Raw genomic sequence first — 17804 nt, 5'->3', positions numbered from 1 at the left:
GTCAACTCCGGTACTCGGCTGCCACGGACTTGGCGGCGATGCCCTCGAAGCGGTGGTCGAAGAGCGAGGAGACGTCGAACTCCTTCACGAAGCCGCCCTCCGCCAGGAGGTCCGCGGTCTCCTGCTCCCACTTGATGGCCTCGTCCCAAGTCGGCGGGAAGAGGGGCTTGTTGGCGAGCGCGGTGATCGACCGGGCCTGGTCGAGAGTCAGGTTCTGGGTCTTGACGTAGAACTCCTCGTTCCAGGCGTCCGGGTTCTCGTAGCTCCACACCAGGCCCTGCGCCCACTGCGGGATGTACGCGGCGACGGCGGCGGCCTTCGCCTTGTCGTTCAGCACCGACGCCGGTGCCCACAGCAGGCTGAGCAGGTCGACGACGTCGGTGGTGATGACGCGGGCGCCCTTGGGCCCGTACTGCTTGAGGTAGGCGGGCGACTGGGTGTTGCCGAGCGGGGCGATGTCCACCTGGCCCGACTGAAGCGCGGTGAGGAACTGGTTGCTGGTCAGCGGGACCAGTTTCACGTCGTCGTACTTCAGGCCCGCCTTCTTCAGTGCCCGCAGCAGGACGACGCCCTGTGCCTGCCCCTGGGAGAACGCCAGCTTCTTTCCACGGAAGTCGTCCACGGTCCTGATGTCGCTGCCCGGCTTGGTGGCGAAGACGTAGTTCGGCTTGCGCGTGATGTTGATCGCGACGATTTTTGCGTCGAAGCCCTGGTAATGCGCCTGGATCGGCGGAATGCCCGCGTTGTTGGCAACGTCCAGGGACTTGGCTCGGAAGGCGTTGATGACGTCGGGACCGGCTCCGATGTTCAGCCAGTTCGACACCGTGAAGGGCAGCTCGGGCAGTTTCGCCAGCTTCAGTTGCAACTGCTGCGCGCCCTGGTAGGAGGCGATCTTCAGGCTCGTGCCGGCGGGCACCTTGGCGGCGAGCGGGGCCGTGGAGGCGCCCTCGCCACCGGTGGCGGCACTGCTCTCGGCGCAGCCGCTGAGGCCGGCGACACCGGCGGCGGCGCCCAGCAGCGAGGCGAGGAAGAGACGCCGGTCGACACCGGACGTACGGGAAACAGGCACGGGAGAACCCCCAGGGGAAAACGGAGACAAGGCAGGCGGAAGCCGGCGGAGGAAAACGGGTGTGGCACTGGATGCAAGGCCTGCGGGAATCGAGAGAAGCCCGCGACGGGTCCGCGGAAATCCCGCAAGAAATCTGCAAGGAATCCGAAACAAGACCGAAACGACACCTGCGGCTAAAGGCAGGAGAGGGGCGCGCTCCCGGCGCGCCGGGGCGTCAGCAACAGAAGGTGCGACAGCTCATGAGAAAGATGTTCCTGTCCGCGTGCGGGGCCTGTCAACATTCGGAGTTTCTGAATTAAGTCGACGGAGGTGGGAAGCCCTGAGGGCGAGGCCAGGAGAGGGCCAGCGGATCCCGGTAGAGCACGTCAAGCGCCACCGCCCCGCCCGCCACGGCCAGCACGGAGTCGGGGAAACTGCTCGGCGAGACGGTGGCGGAGCGTCCCGCCCCGACCTCGCCCCGCAGCGCGGCGAGGCAGTCCTCCCGGAACAGGACTCCCACCTCGGTGACGACGATCCGCTCGGGGTTGAGCACGTCCAGCAGCAGCCCGGCCGCCCGGCCCACCATCCGCGCGCGCTCCCGCAGCAGGCGTACGGCCGCCGGGTTCCCGGCGTCCGCCGCGGCGACCACGTGCATCGGGTTCACCCCGTCGATCATCCCTGCCTGCCGGGCCCGTCGGCACAACGTCCGTTCGCTCAGCTCCACTTGGAGGCAGCCGACCCGGCCGCAGTCGCAGGGCTCCGTGCCGCCGGCCAACGGCAGATGCGCGATGGCGCCCGCCTGCGACCGCGGCCCGTGATGCACCTCGTCGTTGGTCGCGAACGCCGCGTCGACCACGTTCCCGACGAACAGATGCAGCACGCTGAGGCTGCCGCGCGCGTGCCCGAACAGCCGCTCCGCGTTGACCAGCGCCCGCGCGTGCCCGTCCACCTGGACCGGCAGCCCGGTGCGCGAGCCGACCGCCTCCCGCACCGGCACGTCCCGCCAGCCCAGCAGCGGATGCTCGACGACGGTCCCCGAATCCCGGTCCACCCAGCCGCCCACGGCGACCCCCACCCCGAGGGCCCGGCAGCCGGGAGCCTCCCCCAGCAGCGCGCCGAGCCCGTCGGCCGCCCGTGCCAGCACCTCGGACGGTCCGAGGCGTCCTCGGTGCTTCAACTCCCGCCGCGCCACCACCCGGCCGCGCAGATCCAGCAGCGACACGGTCGTGTAAGGCACCGCCACATGCACCCCGCCCACCACGAACCGCGAGTCGTCCAGATCCACGGGAACGTGCGGTCGGCCCACCCCGTTGCTGCGCCGGGGCGCCGCCGCCTCCCGGATCAGCCCGAGCCCGGTGAGCCGGGCGCAGTGGTCGGTGACGGAAGCGGGGGAGAGCCCGGTGAGCCGGGCGATGGTGGAGCGCGCGACCGGCCCGTGCTCCAGCACGGACCGCAGGATCACACTGGCGCTGGTACGCCGCCGGTCACTGTCGGCGACCCGGGTGACAGGAGAGGCACCGGGAGAGGCGCCGGGAACGTGGAGGGCGGGAGCAACCGCGGTACGGGGCATGGGGAACTTCCTCGGAAGTCGGGAGCCGGTCCGACACTGCGCCGTCTGTGGAGCGCGGCGCGCCGGATGATCGGCTCCGCCCGCCTCACACCGGAGGGCGACAGGCGGCCGCGCCCACGCGTCGCAGGTCGACGTGGCGACGCGACGAGAAGTTCAGAGCTTGGGCCTGGGCAACCATGGCTCGAAGCTAGCAAAGGGGACCGGCCCTGCCCAGATGGCGACCGACGGGCGAGACGGCCGCCGTTGGGTTGGCGAAACCCTACAGAGACCGAAAGGGGCGCCCGCGTATCCCGAACCACTCCACCTCAGTGACGGGGGTCACCTCGTACCGCGTGTAACCCTCCTTCTTTGTCAGGAGCCCACCAACGTCGCGTTCGACCGTTTGTCGACCGCGGACGGTGATCGCCTCGACTGCCCTGGGATAGCGTCGCCGTGTTCCCGTCCGTCCCGATCCCGCGGAGTCCCCATGAGCACCGCCGCCGTCACCCCCGCTCGTCCCGGAAAGGTCCTCGCCGACCTCCTCCCCGCTTCCCGTGTCCGGGACATCGCGCTCGTGCTCGGCGGTGCCGCGCTCACCGGCCTCGCGGCCCAGATAGCCGTCCCGGTTCCCGGCTCCCCGGTCCCGGTGACCGGCCAGACCTTCGCCGCGCTGCTCGTCGGCACGACCCTCGGCGTCCGCCGCGGGGTCTCCTCCCTCGCCGTCTACGCCCTGGCCGGTCTCGCCGGTGTGCCGTGGTTCGCGGGCGGCAGCTCCGGTGTCTCCGTCTCCTTCGGCTACATCCTCGGCATGATCCTCGCGACCGCCGCCGTGGGCGCACTGGCCCGCCGGGGCGCCGACCGCTCCGTGCCGCGCATGGCGGGCACGATGCTGCTGGGCGAGGCGATCATCTACGTCGTCGGCGTCCCGTACCTGGCCTACGCCGCCGACATGTCCGCCTCCGCCGCGATCGCGGCCGGCTTCACGCCCTTCCTGATCGGCGACGCCGTCAAGGCGGCCCTGGCGATGGGCCTCCTCCCGACGGCCTGGAAGCTCGTCAAGGAGTAGAGGCACGCTGTTCGCTTCCGGAAGAGGTCCGCCGGGACGTGGTCGCACTGCGCGACTCGACCCGGCGGACCTCTTCCGCGTCGTGGCGGCTCAGTTCGCCCGCTGCTCCGGCCGCCGCCGGGACGACCACCACAGTCCGGCCACGCCCGCCGCGAGCAGCGAGACCCCGGCCGCGCCGAGCGGCAACATCTCCCGTTCCACGCCGGTCCTGGGCAGCTCCTCGCCGCCGGGCCCCACGGGCGTGTTGTCGGTGCCCAGGAGCAGCGGGGTGGCGGGGGCGTTGGGCGACGGGTTCGTCGTACCGAACGGCACCGGGCCCTGCTGCCAGAACGTCTTCTTCCCGTCACCGGTCTGGACGGGCAGGCATATCTTTCCGGTCCTGCTCAGATCGAAGGTCGCGTCGACGGCGTACGACTTCGACGCCCCGGCCGCGAGATTGCCGACGGGGCAGGAGAAACCGCTGTTGGACCCTTCCGGAAGGTCCTTCTTCGCAATGGCGTCACACCCTTGAACGCTTTTGACCGTGAGGCCGTCGAAACCGACGACCAAAAGCCTTGTCTGTCCGCTGTCCTTGGTCCCCTCGTTCTTCACCGTGGCAGTGATCGCCGTTTTCTTGGAACTGTTGTCGACCGAGATCCGCTCCGGCAGTGTCGTCGTCGTCTTCACGCCCGCGGGCGCCTCGTCGACGGGCTTTCCTCCCTTGCCGCTCCCGGGCCCCTGATCGTCCGCCCCGGCGGGGAAGGAAAGGATCAACACCGCCGAGAAAGATGCCACGACCAGCGATCCGGCGACGGTCGTCGCGCGACGAGAACTCATGTTCGCCCCCCTTGGCTGCGCCTGAATTCGCAGTACTGGAAGAGGTACCACAAGATTTCTCCACACTATGCTGGTAAGGCGGTAAGTGTGACTATTGTGTTCCAGGGGCCGGGCAATGGAGGGGGTGCAGCGGATTGCCGGGAAATGCGGGAAACGCAGAGAATCCGGGGAGCCCAGGTAATAGGGGGAATGCGGGGAATCCAGGGAACTCGGGGATTCCGGGGAACACCGGGATCTGGGGGAGTGGCGGTTTCTCCGGGCTGCTGGTGACGGGGCGCTACCGGCTGGTCGAGAGTATCGGCCAGGGGGGAATGGGGCGCGTGTGGCGGGCTACCGACGAGGTCCTCGACCGGCAGGTCGCGGTGAAGGAAATGCGCATCGACGGCCTCGACACGGAGGACACCCGCACCCGCCGCGAACGCACCCTGCGCGAGGCCAGGGCCACCGCCCGCATCGACCATCCCAACGTGGTGCGCGTCTACGACGTCGTCGACGAGGGCGAACGCCTTTGGATCGTCATGGAGTTGGTGATCGGCCGCTCCCTCGAACGGATCATGGCGGAGGAAGGCCCACTGGGCCCGCACGACACCGCCCGGATCGGCCTCGGCCTGGTCACGGCACTGCGCCAGGTGCACGCGAGGGGGGTACTGCACCGCGACATCAAACCGGGCAACGTCCTGGTGGAAGGCATGGACAGCGCGGGCGACGGAGGAACCGGCGTCCGGCGGATCGTGCTCACCGACTTCGGAATCGCCGCGATCCAGGACACGAAGGCGCTGACCATGGTCGGCATGCTGGTCGGCTCCCCCGACTACATGGCCCCCGAGCGCATCTCCGGCCACCCGCAGGGCCCGCCCTCCGACGCGTGGTCCCTGGGCGCCACGCTCTGCGCCGCGCTGGCCGGACACTCCCCCTTCTCCCGGGAGACCACCCTGGCGACCCTGCACGCGGTTCTCTACGAGGAACCCCGACTCCCTTCCGACGCAGGCCCGTTGTACGACATCCTCACCGCCCTCCTGACCAAGGAACCCACAGCCCGCCCCACCCTCGACGACCTGGAGTCCACCCTCGAACGCATCGCGTCCCCCGGCGGGGCGGGGCGGACGGGGCGGGGCGGGCAGACGAAGCAGACGGGGCAGGCGGGCGAGGCAGCGGAGACAGGGGAGACAGGGGAGGCGGAGGAGTCGCAGGGGGCCGCCGACGTCGAGCAGGTGGAGGCGGGCGAGGAGCCCGAAAGGCCCGAGAGGGCTCCACGGGGGGAAAGGGTCCAACGGGCTGAAGAAGATGAGGAGCCCGAGCGGGCCGAGCGGACCGAGCCGGCCGACGGGGCTGGCGGGGCCGACGGGGCAACAGAAGACCGGAGGCCGGAAACGGGCTCGGACGCGGGGGAGTCGTCGCCGGGGGAATCACCGACTCGGGTACTCCTGAACGCCGCCAAGGCGCCGCCCCACCCGCCCGACGTACCGGATGCCTCCCCCGGCACGTCGGGCGGCAAATCCCCTGACACCTCCCCCAATACGCCTTCCGCTGCCTCTGCTGACGTCCTCCCTGACGCCTCGAGCGAAGCGGTCTCGGAGATGCGCTCGGAGTCGGGCTCCGAACCTCCGTCGCCCGGCCCGCCGGGAAACCCGCCCCCGCACTCCGGAGTCTCGCTCGCCCATTCCCGCGCGGTGACGGAGCGGAACCCCGCCCCGCCGTACCCCGCCCCGCACCCCTCGCCGACCCGCCGAACGGACATGCCGCCCGGGGACCCCGGACCCCTCGCGGGCCGTAGCGGCCGAATCAGCCGTATCAGCCGTACGGGCGGGGGGACCGGGCGATGGACGGGGCGCCGTACGGGCGCGGTCGCCGCCCTCGGTGTCGTCGTCCTGGCCACGGTCCTCGCGATCGTGCTGGCGTCGGCTCCCGGTGCGCCCGACGGCGACAACCAGGCAGGCGGCGGCACTTCGCCCCAGCCGTCCCCGGTCACCAGCTCGGGTTCCGGCTCCACTGCCGGTTCCGTTCCCGTGGCGTCGCCCACCGTGGAGGGGACGTACCGGCCCCCCAGCCTGCCCCCGGGTACGCACCAGGAGGCCGGGGGCTTCGCGTGGGCGACGCCCGAGGGCTGGCGACGGGATGTGAAGACGGGAGCGGAGGTGCACTACACGTCACCCGACGGCAGCCAGGAGCTGGTCGCCAAGTCCTCCCTGGCCCGCGGCGACCTGATGGACACCTGGCGGACCTCCGAAAGGAACGCCCACCAGGGGCAGGACTACAGCAAGATCCGCCTGGAGGAGACGACGTTCGAAGGCCGGCCGGCGGTCGTCTGGGAGTACACCTTCACCCTCCAGGGCACCTCCTGGCACGCCCGGCTCCTGGGCTTCAACGAGAGCGGGAAGTCGTATCAGATCAACACCTGGTACCGGCCCGCGGCGGAGGCGGCGGCGCTGAGGACGTACGACAAGGTCAAGGACAGCTTCACCGTGATGTGACGGTGAGGCCGGAAGGAAGGGAGGGCGGGAAGAGAGAGGAGCGACCTCGCCGCAGGCCGCACCGACGAAAAGGGGCCCGCCGAAGCGGACCCCTGTCTCCGCTCCCGAGCGGAACTACTCGATTTTGCTCCCGACAGAGGCCGCGCCGGCACCAGTGCCGGCACCAGTGCCAGTGCCAGTGCCAGTGCCAGTGCCGGCGGCCTTGGCCCTGGCCTTGACCCGGCCCTCCTTCAGGAAGGCGACGGCGACCACGAGGGCGGCGACGAGCAGCGACAGCAGAACGGTCGTCCGACCACTGCTCTCCCCTTCGGTGTCGGTCAGCATGTAACCGAGCACGAAGACGATCAGCGCGGCCGTCGCCCAGGTCAGGTACGGGTACAGCCACATCCTCACGACCAGCTTCTCCGGCGCCTCGGCCTGGATGATCTTCCGCATCCGCAGCTGCGAGAAGCAGATCACGAGCCAGACGAAGAGGGCCACGGCGCCGCTGGAGTTCACGAGGAAGAGGAAGACGGAGTCCGGGAACTTGTAGTTGAAGAAGACGGCGACGAACCCGAAGGTCACCGAGGCGACGATCGCCGCGAGAGGAACACCACGGCTGGTCGTCCGGGCGAAGACCTTCGGCGCGTCACCCCGCTCGCCGAGCGAGAAGGCCATGCGGGAGGCCGTGTAGAGACCGGAGTTGAGACAGGACAGCACCGACGTCAGCACGATGAAGTTCATGATCTGACCGGCGTGCGCGATCCCGAGCGAGTCGAGGGCGGCCACGTAGGAACCCTGCTCCTTGATGGACGCGTCGTCCCAGGGCAGCAGTGTGACGACGACGAAGATCGAACCGAGGTAGAAGACGCCGATGCGCCAGATGATGCTGTTCGTGGACTTCGTCACGGCGCGCTGCGGGTTCTCGGACTCGCCGGCCGCGAGGGTCGCGATCTCGCTGCCCATGAAGGAGAAGACGACGAGCAGCACACCGGTGAGGATGGCGCCCGGCCCGTTGGGCAGGAAGCCGCCGTGGTCGGTGAGGTTGCCGAGGCCCGCCTTGTCGCTGTCGACACCGGGCAGCACGCCGAAGACGGCGAGCCCGCCGACGATGATGAAGGCGCCGATCGCCACGACCTTGATCCCGGCGAACCAGAACTCGAACTCGCCGTAGGAACCGACGGAGACGAGGTTGGTGGCGGTCAGCACCACCATCACGATGAGCGCCCACCCCCACTGCGGTACGCCGGGCATCCACCCTTCGAGGATCTTGGCGCCGGCGGTGGCCTCCACCGCGAGCACGACGACCCAGAAGAACCAGTAGAGCCAGCCGATGGAGAATCCGGCCCAGCGGCCGAGCGCCCGGTCGGCGTGCGCGGAGAACGAACCGGAGGTCGGATTGGCCGCGGACATCTCGCCGAGCATCCGCATGACCAGCACCACGAGCGTGCCGACGAGTGCGTAGGACAGCAGAATGCCCGGCCCGGCGGTGGCGATTCCGGAACTGGAACCGACGAACAGTCCGGCTCCGATGACGCCGCCGATGGCGATCATCGAAAGATGCCGGTTCTTGAGCCCTGCCTGAAGTCCGGATCCGGATCCGCTTCCGGGTTCTCCGGAACCTCCGGGGCCGTGACCGGCCTCGGTGAGGGTCGGCTGCGAAGTCATGAGGATGGTTTTCCTTTGCGCCGCGTGAGGGGAATCAGGTGCGTCGTGCGTGGGGGGCGTACGAGCCGGTCCAGTGAATCCGAGGCGAATGAATTCGGGAACCTTTGATTCCAGATTGTTACTTGAGGTTTTCCTGAGCTTCTATTGCATTGCTCACAGTTTTCGGACGCGGCACCCGGCGCTGCTACCCGGCAACACCCGTGTCACACTCATCCCATGCGCGTGTATCTCGGCTCGGACCATGCCGGCTTCGAACTCAAGAACCACCTCGTCGAATGGCTCAAGGCGGCGGGCCACGACCCGGTCGACTGCGGGCCCCACATCTACGACGCCCAGGACGACTACCCGCCCTTCTGCCTCCGCGCCGCGGAGCGGACGGCCGCGGACCCCGAGTCCCTCGGCATCGTCATCGGCGGCTCCGGCAACGGCGAGCAGATCGCGGCGAACAAGGTGAAGGGCGTCCGTGCCGCCCTGGCCTGGAGCGAGGAGACCGCGTCCCTCGGCCGCCAGCACAACAACGCCAACGTCGTCGCGGTCGGCTCCCGCATGCACACCCAGGACGAGGCGACGAAGTTCGTCGAGACCTTCCTCGCCACCCCGTTCTCCGAGGACGAGCGCCACATCCGCCGCATCGACATGCTCTCGTCGTACGAGACCACAGGCGACCTCCCGGCCATCCCGCCCCACCACCCCCAGCAGTAGACCGACGCGGCGGCGTGACGCAGCGGCCGAGCAGCCGGGGCAGGCGTGAACCGGGGTGCGGGGGCGGCCCCGGACGTCCGCCTGCCACCCGACCGGGTCGGGCGCTGCTGGGCTGGGGGCCGGGGCATGACCTCGGCGAGGGTGACCGTCCGCCGGCCGGGCCGGACGGGAGGGGAGCCGGGGTGCGGCCCCGGTGAAGGTGAGCGTCCCCCGGTCGGGTCGGACGGGCGGGCGGGAAGGATAAGGAAGGCGCCGGTGCCAGAAGGACACACCATTCACCGACTGGCGCAGGACTACGCCCGCTTCACCCACCGCCCCCTCCAAGTGGCCAGCCCGCAGGGCAAGTTCAGCGACGCGGCCGCCCTCCTCACCGACACCCCCCTCACCCGCACCGAGGCCCACGGCAAACACCTCTTCCTCGGCTTCACCGGCGACCGATGGATCCACATCCACCTGGGCCTCTTCGGCAAGGTGGCCTTCGGCCCGGCCCCCGCGCCGCCGCCCACGGACACCGTCCGGCTCCGCCTCGCCGACGCCACCTCCTACGTGGACCTCCGCGGCCCCACCACCTGCGCCCTGATCACGGGCGAGGAGAAGCGGGCGGTACACGCCCGCCTCGGCGCCGACCCCCTCCGCGCCGACGCCGACCCCCAGGCCGCGTACACCCGTGTCTCCCGCAGCCGTACGACGATCGCCGCCCTCCTCATGGACCAGCGGATCATCGCCGGTGTCGGCAACGTCTACCGGGCCGAGGTGCTCTTCCGGCACGGCATCGACCCGTACCGCGCGGGCAGGGACATCACCCCCGCCGAATGGGACGCGATCTGGGCCGATCTGGTCGCCCTGATGCGCGAGGGCGTCCGCGACAACCGCATCGACACGGTCCGCCCCCAGCACACCCCGGAGGCGATGGGCCGTCCGCCCCGCGTCGACGACCACGGCGGCGAGGTGTACGTGTACCGCCGGACCCACCAGCCCTGCCACCTCTGCGGCGACGCCGTCCGTAGCGCCGACCTCGCCGCCCGCAACCTCTTCTGGTGCCCCACCTGCCAGAAGAACTGAGGAACGGACCGAGCGGACTCCGTCAGAACCCGTGCGGCAGCCAGGGGGCGGTGGTCGCCCCGAACCCCACAGCGGCCTCCGCCAGCGCGCCCGGCCGCAGCTCCCGTACCCGTCCGGCCCCCGCCAGTGAGGCGAGGCCGACGCCCCCGAGATACGCGGCCCCCAACTCCCGCACGGACAGGGCCAGATCGGCGGCGTCGGAGGTGCGCCCGCACACCGCGCCCTTGGCGTCCCCCGACAGTCTCCACCGCCCCGAGTTCCAGGGGCAGAAGGCGTCCTCGACCTGCAACACCACGTCCACCGGGGCCTGGTACGTCCGCGCCTCGAGCGCCGCACCCACGTCCACCAGCCGCACGTACAGGGAGTCCCGCACCCGCAGCTCGCACCGCCGGATGTCGGAGACGAGATGCTGCCACGCCTCGTCCAGCGGCCGTCCCCGCACCTTCAGCGAGGACGTGAGGTCGATCCCGAACAGGAACCGCCACAGCGCCGCCTCCGACACCGGGTCGACCCCCGTGAGGTCCTGGAGCCGCACCTGTCCGTTGTGCCCGCTGTCCCGCCACTCGGACCGCACCCGGAAGCGGACGTACCCGGTGACCTCCCCGTCCCGTTCGGCGAGCACGCACTGCAGCGGTGACGCCCCGCCCCGCTCGCTCGCCGGATCGAGCAGCCCCAGCCGCTCCCACCCCGCCTGGCGCGCGAGCATCCCGGCCCGGGCGGGCACGGTCCGCGCGTACACCGCCTCGCACGCCTCGAGCTCCGCGCCGGGGTCGACGTACCGCAGTCGCACGTCGTCCGTGCCGGCCGGGACGGACAGCCGTACCCGACCGGTGTCGATCTCGGCGTGCAGCCCGAAGGTCGCCGCGGCGTAGCCGAACCGTCCGTAGATGTCCGGTTCGGAGGCGGTGAGGATCGCGACCGGCTCGCCCCACGCCCGCACATCGTCCAGTTGCCGCCGCATCATCGACGTCAGCACCCCACGCCGCCGGTGCGTCGCGCTCACGCCGACCATCGTCACGCCCGCGGCCGGCACCGAGGCCCCGCCGGGCACGGTCAGCCGGAAGTCGTACGCTCCCGCCGTGGCCACGCACCGGTCGCCGTCCCATACGCCCAGGGAGCGTTCGCAGGAGGTGAGCGCCCTGAACAGCTCCCGCTCCTCGGCCGACTCCTCGACGCCGCCGAAGGCGCGGAGCAGGGTGTCGTACCACTCGTCCCATTCGTCCCGGTGCAGTACTCGTGGTTCCCGCGACTCCCGCATGTCCCGCACCTTCCGCCGTCCCTGGCGTCCGGCCGCGGACGAGGTCGCACGGCCCGCCGCCTCACTCCTCATGGACTCATGCCTAGCAGTCGCACGAGAGACGAGCCAGCCAATTTCCCTCTCCTCGGGGCGCGAGCGCTTTCCGTGAAGTTCACTGTGAAGTTGAGCCTCGGAGGGGGGACAAGTGGGACCTCCTGTGCCAAGCGGCGGGTTCGATGGATAGGGTCCCGAACTAATGGCAGTAGGACGACAGCGGCGCGCGGAAGCCGAGACGTTGACGGCCCGGTTGAAGCACTTGATGCACCGGGTCCGCACCGGCCTGCGCAGAAGCGCCGTGGACTACTTCCGGGGCGACGGTTCGGACTGGATCGCGCTGGCCTTCCTGCTGCTCACCGTCCCGCTGATCGCCGTCACCACCCTCGCCAACTCGGTGTGGTGCTCACCGGCCGCCCTGGTGCTGCCGATCGTCGCCGGCGGACTGCTGCTGCGCCCGTCGAGCCTGCTCGGCCTCTACGCGGCGGCGGCCACGGCCCTCATCGTCGAGTCGGTACAACTGGGCCCGTACACCGAGGGCCCGTCCAGAGTCACCCCGGGCGTGGTCCTGGTCGTCGCAGCATGCGGTTTCTTCGGACTGCTCATCGCCCAGTTCCGCAGCCGGGTCGGCGTGCCCTGGCGGCGCGGCGGCACCATGCTCTTCGACCTGCGCGAACGCATCCGGGTACAGAGCAAGCTGCCGAGCCTGCCGCAGGGCTGGCACCGCGAGATGGCGCTGAGGCCGGCGGGGGGCCAGTCGTTCTCCGGCGACTTCGTCGTCGCCGCCCGGACGAACGGCGGCCGGACCATGGAGGTCGTCCTCACGGATGTCTCCGGCAAGGGCATGGACGCCGGTTCCCGCGCGCTGCTGCTGTCGGGCGCTTTCGGCGGCCTGCTCGGCTCGCTGCCGCCGCACGCCTTCCTCCCGGCCGCCAACGGCTATCTGCTCCGCCAGGACTGGGACGAGGGCTTCGCGACCTCCATCCACCTGGTCCTCGACCTCGACTCCGGCGACTACGAGCTCTACTCCGCGGGCCATCCGCCGGGCCTCCAGCTCAGCGCGGGCAGCGGCCGCTGGGAGGAGAAGGCCGCCGAGGGTCCGCTGCTCGGGGTGTACGACGGTGCCCAGTTCGACCCCGTGAAGGGCTCGCTGCGCCCCGGTGACGTGCTGATGCTCTTCACCGACGGTCTGGTGGAGACCTCCGACCGGGACATCGTCGAGGGCATCGACCGCCTCACCGGCGAGGCCGACCGTTACGTGGCCGGCGGCTTCCAGGGCGCCGCCTGGCACCTGATCGAGGCGGTGGCGAAGGACGTCAACGACGACCGCGCCCTGCTGCTGGTCTGCCGCGAGGGCCCGACGTCCCAGTCGTCCCCCCTGGCCTGAGCCGCCCCCGAACCGCCGCCCTGCAGACCCTCCGAGGGGACCACCCGCCATGCTCACCCCGCCCGAGGTCGAGAGCCTCGCCCGCTCCGCGCATCAGGGGCAGACCGACAAGGCGGGCCGGCCCTACGCCGAACACCTCCAGGCGGTCGCCGAGGGCGTACGCGCGCGGGGCGGCGACGCCGACCAGATCGCGGCCGCCTGGCTGCACGACGCCGTCGAGGACGACGCCCTGTCCGAGACCTGGCTGGCCGAGGCGGCGCTGAGCGACCGCACGAAGGCCGTCGTCCTGGCGGTCACCAAACGGGCGGGGGAGACGCCGGAGGCGTACGCGGGGCGCATCCTGGCGACACCGGGCGCGCTGCTGGTGAAGGAGGCGGACCTCGCGCACAACGCGGATCCGGCGCGGCTCGCGGTCCTGGACGCACCGACCCGGGCGCGGCTGACCGAGAAGTACGCACGGATGCGCGCGCTCCTCGGTCTCACCGCCGGTCGGGACGAGAGCGTCTAACCGGCGACGTCCGCCGACCGTCCCCGCTGTCCCCGCACGTCGGCCTTCTTCCGTTGCTCGCCCTGCTCCCCCTGCTCCCCCCGCTCGCCGTTCTCACGACGGCGGGCGACCTCGGCGGCATCCGGTTTGAAGGCCCAGTCCATCCTCGGTTCCACCACGAACCGCAGCACCTGGCGAACGGGTCCGGTGCACAACAGCGTGATGACCACGGCCACGGCGACGGTGACGGCGATCTCTCCGAGCGGGCGGTGCAGCGCGGGGTGGTCGAACCAGCCGCGGTATTCGGCGGTCTTGATCAGCAGGCCGTGCGTCAGATAGCCGTAGAGCGTGCCCGCCCCGAGCGCCGTGAACCACATGGTGCGACCCGGCACCCAGGAGAGGAAGCAGGCGGTCAGCAGCAGGGAGCAGCCGAACAGGGCGAGCTGCATGACGGGACCGACCCACCAGGGGACGCCCAGTTCCTGCGCGGAGTTGCGGTGGTAGAGCCATCCGCTGTTCATCCGCGGCACCGCCCACCAGGCGAAGGCCAGCGAGAAGGCGAACACCGGCACCGCGGCGATCCGGACCGAACGCCGGCGCACCAGCGCGAAGTGCTCCGGCCTCAGGTTCAGTCCCAGCACGAAGAACGGCAGGAACTGAAGGACGCGCGGGAGGTCGAGATCGCCGCCGATGTTCGGGGTGGCGGACGCCAGCATGGCGATGCCGAGCGCGAGCGGCAGCGGATGACGGACCACTTTCCAGAGGGGCGTGGTGAGCCGCCAGATGAACAGCGCGCACAGGAACCAGGTCAGGTAGTACGGGTCGAGCAGGCTGATGTCCTGGGGAGCGCCGTCGACGTACGTCTTCAGGAGCGGGTAGGCGGTCTCGAAGACGATGTACGGCACGACGATGCCCGTCACCAGCCGCTTGAGCTTGCCGGGGCCGGCGTCGAAACCGCGGGAGAAGAAGCCGGAGATGAGGATGAAAGCCGGCATGTGGAACGTGTACACCAGCACGTACGCCGCCGTGAGCACCCGGCTGTCGCCCTTCAGCGGCTCCCAGGCGTGCCCCATCGCCACCAGCACGATCGCCAGGTACTTCGCGTTGTCGAAGAACGCGTCGCGCTTCGCGGCCGGTCGCGGCGCCGGGCCTCCGGCGGATCTCTCCCCGGACCGGTCGTACTGATCGTTCTGGTTCCGGGACGAGCGGGGGCTCTGAACGAGAGACGAGGCGGCGTGGAACATTTGAGGCACCCTAGCGCCGCGCGCGCGTATCCGTAAAACGCCCCAGGTCATTCCTTGTTATTGCTCTCGGGATTGCTCGGCGCATTGATCTCGGGGGCGGTTTCATCGGCCCCAACCGGCCTTGATGTCACGATTCATCCCGACTAAAAGGTGCATAACGTCGATTTTGCACCGCACTTGACGAGGCTGCGGCCGTAATTCGAATTACCTGCGCAGACGTTGTGTGGACACGGCAACGAACCGCCCCCATTCCCGTGCTGGTACGGGCTCGAATTGCCGTACGGCGCATCCCCGGCCGGAGGGCTCCGCCCGATGATGTGTCACGGGCCGCATGGGGAGGCCCCGTTGGTGGCACGATGGTCTCGGGAGTGCGGACCGACAGAGGGTGTGTGATCAGTTGTGGCCATTTCACTGTCAGTGGTGCTGCTGTTGGCGATCATCCTGGTGGTGCTGATCCGGGGAGGATCGATCAAGGCGGGCCCGGCGATAGTCGCGATCCTCTTCGGCTTCTTCCTCGCCTCCACCGGCATGGCCCCGTCGATCAACCGCTTCCTCGACTCCCTCGCGGACACCATCAACTCGATCAGCTTCTGAGGCCCGCCCCCGCATGTTCCCGGGGAGCCCGAAACACGACGAGGGCCGGGTCGGAGAGTGAATCTCCGACCCGGCCCGGGCCATACAGAGCGGGCGACGGGAATCGAACCCGCGTAGCTAGTTTGGAAGATCGCGTATGCGGACCGGGGCTGAGCTGGCAAGTCGCTGACGTGCGGGTTCTCGAGTACCTCTCCGGTGTTCCCCGCTACTCCCTGCCGGTCGCTGCTCGATCGGGCACGCAGGGGGCACGACGCCGGGCCTCCTGCTCGTTGCCGTGTGATCTACGGCTCTCCCCACTCAGGGATACACATCATGCGGTGAGCCGGCACGACGGGTTCGCTCGGTAGCGGATCGATTCCACGGAGCCGTACGGCCACGATATCCGCGGGGACGGGGGATCGGCCCGGAGGCCTTGTCAAGCGCCACCTGAAGGCCTCTGGGACGTCTTTGGCGGGCAACTCCATCATGGCGAGACTGACCCACCGGTCGTAGTTGGTGGGATATACGCGGACCGATGCGCCGCATTCGTGACAAAGCGGTGGCTCGATCCATGTCGCGTCGTCGGGGTCGGGATCCGGTCGGGGTGCGGCTGTGGCCCCGTCGGCTTCGGCCATCTCGTTGGCGAAGGTGTTCCAGCACCTCTCGCAGTAGCTCGCCATGAGGCCGAACCGTCCGCGCTCACGCACGGCGTGGCTGGTCTCCCCGCAGCGATGGCATGCCAACTGGTCACGATCCCGAATCGCCCCCATGTGTTTGAGTGTGAGCGAATCTGACCGGATCCCAGTAGGTCGCGATTTGGCCGTATTCGGCGATCCGGGGCGCAGATGGCCATCCATGGCCGGTGATGAGCTCGACCTGAGCCGGTGCCCTGAGGCGTCACCCCTCGAAAAGAGATGGGCTCGCAAGTCTCTGAGTCGGTACGATCCGCCGGGCCATGAGTCGTTTAGCGGCCCAAGACGTCGCGCTCGGGTTCGCCCCGACGCGGAAACCCCGGTTCGAATCCGGGCCGTGGCCACCCTCACTACTTGCTCGAGCCGGCTCGCCAGGTCCCAGTAGCTGAAGAAATGAAGGGACCGGGTATCTGACCTGGGGCTAAATAGTTGACCAACACTGCGACTTGCGACTTGCGACTTGCGGCTTAGTTGGCGGTGTTGGTCGTCGTTGAGTGCCCTCGCACGGCCCAGAGACGGCCCGAGCGGGGCGTGTCACGGTGTGCCCACTTGATGCGAACTACGGGCGGGGCGGTCGTTGAGGTCTCCCGGGCTGGTCAGCCGGTCGCCAAGGGCTCGCGACGGTCGACCGCGGTCGTGCCGGTTGCTGTAAGCACTGCTGTACAGCACCAGTTCCCACTGTTGCCCGTGAAGCCCTGCTGCGCACCCGTCGGATGGGCATACAAATGCAGTTGGCACGGCCGAGAACTTCCATGGTCGGCTGCTCAACTCAGCTGACCGGAGGAGCCGCGGTTGCTCTACTGCGATGCCGGAGCGGGGAGGACCTGTGGCACAACTGCCGGAGAGTGTAGATCGCGACATTCTGGAGGGGCGCACCATCCTCGCAGTGAAGACGATTCGCGAGACACAAGGATGCTCGCTCCACCAAGCGGTTGATCTTTACCATCAGCGCTACCGAGAGCTTCATCCAGAGCCGGACTCAGCCCGGAGGCGGCGCGCCCCGACGCCAACACGCGGGAGCTGATGGTCCGGCTCGGGCAGAGTTCGACCCGTGCCGCGCTGATCTATCAGCACGGTTCCCGCAAGCGTGAACGAGATCGCGAACGGCATTGATGCCATGATCGTGGACGCTCTGAAGCGCCGACCGCGCTCGAAGGGGCACGGGAGGGGTACGAAGGACTGAAACGCCCCCAGGAATGCCGAAGGCCCGGGGAGAGGAAATCGACCTCTCACCCGGGCCTTCGCCATACAGAGCGGGCGACGGGAATCGAACCCGCGTAGCTAGTTTGGAAGACTAGTGCTCTACCATTGAGCTACGCCCGCACACGACGCGCCGCAGGTCAGCGACCGCGGCACTGCAGGCATCGTAGCGGGTCGGCGCCCTGCCGCGCACACCCCGTTTCCCGGCTCCGCCGCGGCGCGCCCCGAGGCTCGGTAAAAGCGGCGGTCAGACGGCCTGCGGGCATGTACCCTTCGTGTCGCACCAGACGGGGTGTGGCGCAGCTTGGTAGCGCGTCCGCTTTGGGAGCGGAAGGCCGTGGGTTCAAATCCCGCCACCCCGACCAACGACCGGCCCTCGACGGCCACCGATCCGGCCGTCACCGGCGACCGACCCGGCCGGCACCGGTCGGCGACCCGGTCATCGGTCGCCTGCGAACGGCCATCTCCGGCCGCCGTCGGCCATCTGCGCGGTCACCTCGCTTGATCGCCTTTGGGGCGTGTCGTCGCTGCCGTTACTATGCAAGCTGCACGCCCGTATGCCTCATCCT

General features: G+C 69.6%; 14 protein-coding genes and 3 tRNA genes. 9 read left to right on the top strand and 8 right to left on the bottom strand.

Features of this window, described 5'->3' with window-relative positions:
* Nucleotide 1 precedes the first annotated feature (1 nt).
* Nucleotides 2-1069 carry an ABC transporter substrate-binding protein gene (locus tag QF030_RS15935; protein WP_307163335.1) on the bottom strand — a complete coding sequence of 356 codons (1068 nt, stop codon included), beginning with the start codon at nt 1067-1069 and terminating at the stop codon, nt 2-4.
* Nucleotides 1070-1364: 295 nt separating this feature from the next.
* Nucleotides 1365-2618 carry an ROK family transcriptional regulator gene (locus tag QF030_RS15930; RefSeq protein WP_307163334.1) on the bottom strand — a complete coding sequence of 418 codons (1254 nt, stop codon included), beginning with the start codon at nt 2616-2618 and terminating at the stop codon, nt 1365-1367.
* 466 nt (nt 2619-3084) lie between these two features.
* Between QF030_RS15930 and QF030_RS15925 the strand changes: the two genes are divergently transcribed.
* Complete coding sequence (locus QF030_RS15925; protein WP_307163333.1) at nt 3085-3663, top strand: biotin transporter BioY; 579 nt, start codon at nt 3085-3087, stop codon at nt 3661-3663.
* 90 nt (nt 3664-3753) lie between these two features.
* Here QF030_RS15925 and QF030_RS15920 read toward each other — a convergent pair whose 3' ends face one another.
* Complete coding sequence (locus tag QF030_RS15920) at nt 3754-4479, bottom strand: LPXTG cell wall anchor domain-containing protein (protein WP_307163332.1); 726 nt, start codon at nt 4477-4479, stop codon at nt 3754-3756.
* A 311-nt stretch (nt 4480-4790) separates the two neighbouring features.
* Here QF030_RS15920 and QF030_RS15915 point away from each other — a divergent pair, with 311 nt between their 5' ends.
* Nucleotides 4791-6950 carry a serine/threonine-protein kinase gene (locus tag QF030_RS15915; RefSeq protein WP_373428767.1) on the top strand — a complete coding sequence of 720 codons (2160 nt, stop codon included), beginning with the start codon at nt 4791-4793 and terminating at the stop codon, nt 6948-6950.
* 114 nt (nt 6951-7064) lie between these two features.
* On the opposite strand, the gene QF030_RS15910 is transcribed toward QF030_RS15915, so the two are convergent.
* Complete coding sequence (locus QF030_RS15910) at nt 7065-8597, bottom strand: amino acid permease (RefSeq protein ID WP_307163330.1); 1533 nt, start codon at nt 8595-8597, stop codon at nt 7065-7067.
* Nucleotides 8598-8813: 216 nt separating this feature from the next.
* On the opposite strand from QF030_RS15910, the gene QF030_RS15905 reads away from it, so the two are divergent.
* Nucleotides 8814-9299 (top strand): ribose-5-phosphate isomerase, encoded by a 486-nt coding sequence (locus QF030_RS15905; protein ID WP_142264317.1) that lies wholly within the window; start codon nt 8814-8816, stop codon nt 9297-9299.
* A gap of 255 nt (nt 9300-9554) precedes the next feature.
* Complete coding sequence (locus tag QF030_RS15900) at nt 9555-10361, top strand: Fpg/Nei family DNA glycosylase (protein WP_307163329.1); 807 nt, start codon at nt 9555-9557, stop codon at nt 10359-10361.
* Between the two features lie 22 nt (nt 10362-10383).
* On the opposite strand, the gene QF030_RS15895 is transcribed toward QF030_RS15900, so the two are convergent.
* Complete coding sequence (locus tag QF030_RS15895; protein WP_307163328.1) at nt 10384-11619, bottom strand: GNAT family N-acetyltransferase; 1236 nt, start codon at nt 11617-11619, stop codon at nt 10384-10386.
* A 235-nt stretch (nt 11620-11854) separates the two neighbouring features.
* Here QF030_RS15895 and QF030_RS15890 point away from each other — a divergent pair, with 235 nt between their 5' ends.
* On the top strand, nt 11855-13039 hold the full coding sequence (locus tag QF030_RS15890) for a PP2C family protein-serine/threonine phosphatase (RefSeq protein WP_307163327.1): 1185 nt from the start codon (nt 11855-11857) through the stop codon (nt 13037-13039).
* A 49-nt stretch (nt 13040-13088) separates the two neighbouring features.
* Nucleotides 13089-13547 (top strand): HD domain-containing protein, encoded by a 459-nt coding sequence (locus tag QF030_RS15885; RefSeq protein WP_307163326.1) that lies wholly within the window; start codon nt 13089-13091, stop codon nt 13545-13547.
* On the opposite strand, the gene QF030_RS15880 is transcribed toward QF030_RS15885, so the two are convergent.
* Nucleotides 13544-14770 (bottom strand): acyltransferase family protein, encoded by a 1227-nt coding sequence (locus QF030_RS15880; protein ID WP_307163325.1) that lies wholly within the window; start codon nt 14768-14770, stop codon nt 13544-13546. The two genes, QF030_RS15885 and QF030_RS15880, sit on opposite strands and share 4 nt — an antisense overlap.
* Before the next feature lie 399 nt (nt 14771-15169).
* Here QF030_RS15880 and QF030_RS15875 point away from each other — a divergent pair, with 399 nt between their 5' ends.
* Nucleotides 15170-15364 (top strand): hypothetical protein, encoded by a 195-nt coding sequence (locus tag QF030_RS15875; protein ID WP_030779494.1) that lies wholly within the window; start codon nt 15170-15172, stop codon nt 15362-15364.
* Between the two features lie 281 nt (nt 15365-15645).
* On the opposite strand, the gene QF030_RS15870 is transcribed toward QF030_RS15875, so the two are convergent.
* A complete protein-coding gene (locus QF030_RS15870; protein ID WP_307167584.1) occupies nt 15646-15978 on the bottom strand; it encodes a DUF6083 domain-containing protein in 333 nt (110 codons plus the stop codon).
* Nucleotides 15979-16294: 316 nt separating this feature from the next.
* Between QF030_RS15870 and QF030_RS15865 the strand changes: the two genes are divergently transcribed.
* Nucleotides 16295-16379 (top strand) — tRNA-OTHER (locus QF030_RS15865).
* Nucleotides 16380-17287: 908 nt separating this feature from the next.
* Here QF030_RS15865 and QF030_RS15860 read toward each other — a convergent pair.
* A tRNA-Gly gene (locus tag QF030_RS15860) sits at nt 17288-17358 on the bottom strand.
* 165 nt (nt 17359-17523) lie between these two features.
* Here QF030_RS15860 and QF030_RS15855 point away from each other — a divergent pair.
* A tRNA-Pro gene (locus QF030_RS15855) sits at nt 17524-17600 on the top strand.
* Nucleotides 17601-17804 lie beyond the last annotated feature (204 nt).

The organism is Streptomyces rishiriensis (assembly GCF_030815485.1).
Classification (GTDB): domain Bacteria; phylum Actinomycetota; class Actinomycetes; order Streptomycetales; family Streptomycetaceae; genus Streptomyces; species Streptomyces rishiriensis_A.
The sequence above is the reverse complement of the archived record's forward strand: the minus strand, read 5'-3'. Positions and strand labels throughout refer to the sequence as shown.